This window comes from Desulfobotulus alkaliphilus, from assembly GCF_007830435.1.
Classification (GTDB): Bacteria; Desulfobacterota; Desulfobacteria; order Desulfobacterales; family ASO4-4; genus Desulfobotulus; species Desulfobotulus alkaliphilus.
In genome coordinates, this window is record NZ_VLLC01000082.1 from 1 (window position 1) to 1,456 (window position 1,456).

1 protein-coding gene is annotated in these 1,456 nt (G+C 53.9%); it reads right to left on the bottom strand.

The genetic code is table 11. From position 1 onward, the window contains the following. Window positions 1-995 (bottom strand): hypothetical protein (locus LZ24_RS16950; RefSeq protein ID WP_456236630.1); only part of this gene is annotated, 995 nt, incomplete at its 3' end. Window positions 996-1,456: the final 461 nt, after the last annotated feature.

Sequence of the window (1,456 nt, forward strand, 5' to 3'; positions counted from 1 at the left end):
AGGTCGGCACACCGGAGGGCCTGCTTCCCGCCTTTGGGTGTCTTGGCTCCCACGGCCACCACGAAGGCTTTCTTGGCTTCATTCCGGGGAAAGCCAAGGATATCGTAGGCATCCTTAGAAAGCTCCAAGCCCTTCTCTGCGTACAGCAAAGTCGGGTACAGGCAGGAATAGTCCAGCTCCACGGTAGCCTCTCCCCCGTTCGGATCAGTCCGATCCCCTATCGTAATGGTCTTACGTTCGGCCTTCGGGCAAGTCTGCCACCATCCACCATAAAAACGGCCACCAAGATCCCAAGATCCCTGGTTGAACACCCGATGCACCGGGGGTAATCCGTGCTGCTTCAGGATGGTATTGTAGCTTATCAGCTCCCGTCTCATGCGTTTAACCTGGGGCAGCCTGTGTTCAAGGTAGGCTTTCGGTCTTCCTTCTTTATCCTTCAGGACAATCAGCTCTTTCTTGGGATGGATGGGAATCCTTTCTTTCGGTAGATCCTTCAGGTGCTTAGGAATCCGATTCAGGAGGGCCGGAGTTGCTTTGATTCGGGTGGCCCTTCTCAGGCCAGTGCTTCGGTCTTGGAAACCGATGGCTTGTTCAAGGTAGCCGTGTTCAATCATGGCATCCACCAGGGCAACAGCCTTAAAGCTTACTCCTGCTGGATTGTACCGCTTAATCAGGTTGGCGTAGAAGCGGGAACTTCTGTGGAAACGCACGTAGCCCCCGCCCATGATATTAAGGAGAAGGACGGTAGCTGTGCCTCGGTATGCCTTCCAGTTCCGGTTCCGGGGGAACAGCTCTGTGGTCAGGAGGGAATCCACCAGGTCGGCCAGCTCTTTGTCGTCTGTCCAGAGGATGTAACTGAATTTTGATGCGTCCTTCAGGGCCTTTGTTGTGGCATCGTGAAGATCCAGGGCCTGAGTGAAGGTATCAATGGTATCAAGGGTATCAAGGGTATCAAGGGTATCTGTGGTATCGGGAATTGCTGCAAGGTATGTCATGGGTTATGTTTCTCCTTTCCTGGGCTTTGGGCGGCCTGTTCTTGTTCGGATCAGTCGGAGCCGATCCTTGTTCGGATCAGTCGGAGCCGATCCTTGAGGCTGCACTCATTGCCTTGGTGAGTCAGGCCGAAGGTCTGGCCTTGAATGTGAATGTGTGAGTCAGGCCGAAGGTCTGGCCTTGAATGTATGTGAATGAATGAATGAATGATCTTGGGTTGGCTCAGGGCCAAAGGTGAAGGCAAGCTCTCTTCCTTCTGTGGTCAAGGATGATGGTTACTCCTTGTGGGTCAGAAGAAGGCAGCTTGAAGCACCGAAGCTTGAAGGTCTTGGGTTGGCTCAGGGCCGAAGGTGAAGGCAAGCTCTCTTCCTTCTGTGGTCAGGGAAAAGGGTTACTCCCTGTGGGTCAGAAGAGGGCAGCTTGAAGGCACCGAAGCTTGAAGGTCTTGGGTTGGCTCAGGGCC